Annotated in this window: 4 protein-coding genes, 1 pseudogene and 1 riboswitch; of the genes and pseudogenes, 1 reads left to right on the forward strand and 4 read right to left on the reverse strand. The window is 57.3% G+C overall.

All coding sequences use genetic code 11. From position 1 onward, the window contains the following. From QZL67_RS04580 to QZL67_RS04590, 3 genes are all read right to left on the reverse strand, one after another. A partial coding sequence (locus QZL67_RS04580; protein WP_292919866.1) for an Ig-like domain-containing protein occupies window positions 1-439 on the reverse strand: 439 nt, incomplete at its 3' end. Between the two features lie 35 nt (window positions 440-474). Further along, a riboswitch (cyclic di-GMP riboswitch) is annotated at window positions 475-561 on the reverse strand. Window positions 562-597: 36 nt separating this feature from the next. Beyond that, window positions 598-1083, reverse strand: coding sequence for a hypothetical protein (locus QZL67_RS04585; protein ID WP_292919868.1), 486 nt, complete (start codon window positions 1081-1083; stop codon window positions 598-600). 127 nt (window positions 1084-1210) lie between these two features. After that, window positions 1211-1966 (reverse strand): acyl-[acyl-carrier-protein] thioesterase, encoded by a 756-nt coding sequence (locus tag QZL67_RS04590; RefSeq protein WP_022289587.1) that lies wholly within the window; start codon window positions 1964-1966, stop codon window positions 1211-1213. 152 nt (window positions 1967-2118) lie between these two features. Between QZL67_RS04590 and QZL67_RS04595 the strand changes: the two genes are divergently transcribed. Then, window positions 2119-2493, forward strand: coding sequence for a RidA family protein (locus QZL67_RS04595; RefSeq protein WP_022289588.1), 375 nt, complete (start codon window positions 2119-2121; stop codon window positions 2491-2493). A gap of 52 nt (window positions 2494-2545) precedes the next feature. On the opposite strand, the pseudogene QZL67_RS04600 reads toward QZL67_RS04595, so the two are convergent. Continuing rightward, window positions 2546-2662, reverse strand: a pseudogene (locus tag QZL67_RS04600) (DegV family protein); the annotation flags it as partial.

A 2662-nucleotide genomic window follows, 5' to 3' on the forward strand; every position in this document is an offset into this window, starting at 1 on the left:
CCGTATCGGTGGGCTCCTCCGTATCAGCGGGCTTCTCCGTATCAACGGGCTTCTCCGTGTCGGTGGGCTTCTCCACGTCAGTGGGGGTCTGGTTCGTGATCACATTTTCCACTGCCGGCTGTTCTGGCAAGGGCTCTTCTTCCTGCAACACATAATAGGTGTGGGTAATGGTTGTGCTGCCGGCACTCTTGCCGGTGACAAAGACGCCTTCATCGGTGACTTCCACCTTGGCAGTTTCTCCATTCTCCACTGTCCATGTGTCATCGTCAGGCGCACCTTCTGCGTTTTCCGTATAGCCATGGATCTCGGCAGTCTCTCCGACTTTTACAACAATGTCCGCCTCATCAGTTTCCTCTGCAAAAGCGCTGATGCTCATAAGGCTCATAGCCATGCTCACCGTCATCAGCAGAGCAAACACCTTTTGCAATTTCTTTGCCATTTTGTTCGTTCTCCTTCCATTTTGAAGATCGAATATATGGCGACTGGGCTGGCATGGCGTCTGCACGCGTTAGCCCCCTGGTTTTGCGTCCCGCCCTTTCGGGCGGTTTGCCCTTTACATATTTCTTTGTGCGGGTTCCCCGCACGGGTTTTCAGAGGTTATTCAGTCCTGCGGCCGCAGGACTGAGAAAAGGGTACCCTTTTCTCGCAATTTTCTCCCTTTTCGGTTTGCTCCAATGCGCTGTCTATCAGCAGCGCCAGCTCCAATGCACTTCGGAACGGCTCTTCCTGTCCGCCCTCCAGCCACGACACAGACCCCTGCCAGCTGGCATGGTACCGAAACAGAATCCGCACTGCAAACGTTCCCAGTTTCCCTTTGCGTGGGGGGCCCTGTGCGGAATCTCTCTCCTCCCGGCAAAAGACAGGCTCTGCCTGACCAAATGCCCGCTTGGCAGTAAAGGACTGCGGAAAGCGTATCTGCTCCAGCAGGTCCTCCACCACCTTGAAAAACTCCATCAGGCCCCGGACCTTCCGTCCCTCGCCAAGGCAGGGATGGCAGATCCAGCCGGAGAGAATCCGGTCTTCAAAGTCGTCCACACACACCAGAACCGTTCGGTATTCGTTCCCCCAAACTCGTTCCTGCACCCTCAGTCTCACCCCCTCTCCTGATTTATTTGCAGTATAGCACAGGAAGGTTACAAGACTGGTTACATTTTGCAAAAACACGTTCAAATGTTAATGGTTAATTTTCACAAAATTATCGTTCGCTTTTTTACTGTTCCGCGAATACGCATAGCGCTGTAAAGCAGGTTCCCTGGGGGCCGATGCCCTCCATGCGGTACTCCTGCCCATCCCGGAAGCCCCACAGCCGCAGTTCCTGGCCCAGGGTGGCCTCCTTGCTGTAATTGATGTAGAACTCCGTGGGCACCCGCTCCTGCAGGTCCTCCGGCAGGGCATCCCAGACGATGTCTCCGTAGTTGCCGCTGTACACGTGGCCGTTGCCGTCCAGGTCGGACCAGCGGATCATGCGGCTGCCCCGGTCCTCCCGTCCCTCTTTGGGCAGCAGCACCTTTTTGGGCTCCGGGCAGTCGATGGGCTTGTCACAGACTCCCAGCTTCTTGGCGGTGAAGGTCTCCGGCCGCATGATATGCCGGGTCTCTGGGTCCACCAGAATCCACTCGCTGCGGATGGATACGCACACCGCGCCGGTCTGGTCCGCCAACTCGTACACCCGCTGCATATGGGCGCCCTTGACCCCATTTTCCCAGGTAGAGATGTCCAGCACTTCCTGCGCCATGGGGCAGCGGTGAATCCGCACCGCCATCCGGGAGAGCAAAAACACCTCCCGCATGGAATAGAGCTTCTCGTGGGTCAGCCCCCGGGCATCGTAGTCATATCCGGCGAAGGCGGCGGCCTTGCTCAAAAACGTGGACACCCGGGCCCGCTGGTTCCGGTCGCAGTCCGCGAAGATCAGTTCCTCCTGACGGAAGTATCCGTCGTCCATCAAATACTGTTTGAAATCCTTCAAAATAACTCCTTTCCCCTGCCGGTTTCCGGCAGAGATGTTTATGTATTCCCATTTATGATAGCACGTTCCGCCCGCTTCCTCAAGCGGCAGAGGTTGACTTTTTCGCCGCCCGTGCTATGATAAAATTATCTATACAGAGGAGGTATCTTCCCATGAACAAGACTGTGATTGCAACTCCCAACGCCCCCGGTGCCATCGGTCCCTACTCCCAGGGCTGGACGGCGGGCGATCTGATTTTCACATCCGGCCAGATCCCCGTGGACCCCGCCACCGGCGCTATCGCTGAGGGTATCACCGCCCAGGCCGAGCAGAGCTGCAAGAACGTGGGCGCCATCCTGGCCGCCGCCGGGGTGGGCTTTGAGAACGTGGTCAAGACCACCTGCTTCCTGGCGGACATGGGCGACTTTGCCGCCTTCAATGAAGCCTATGCCAAGTTCTTCACCTCCAAGCCCGCCCGCAGCTGCGTGGCCGTGAAGGAGCTGCCCAAGGGCGTTTTGTGCGAGGTGGAGGCCATCGCCGTCAAGTAAACACCCCACGAAAAAAAGACCGCCGGATGGCGGTCTTTTTTTCATGCTCTTTTCACTTGCGCAGGAAAATAATACCTAAGGTATCCGGCCCGCAGTGGCAGAATACGGTGCAGCCGGCCCGGCTCTCGACGGTCTCCTGGAAGCGGCCGTCCGCCTCCAGAGCAGCTTT

The organism is Oscillibacter sp. CAG:155, from assembly GCA_000436875.1.
Lineage (GTDB): Bacteria > Bacillota > Clostridia > Oscillospirales > Oscillospiraceae > Oscillibacter.

Coding starts and splice junctions, on each gene's coding strand:
- QZL67_RS04595 (WP_022289588.1), top strand. CDS start 2,119: ATGAACAAGACTGTGATTGCAACTCCCAACGCCCCCGGTGCCATCGGT.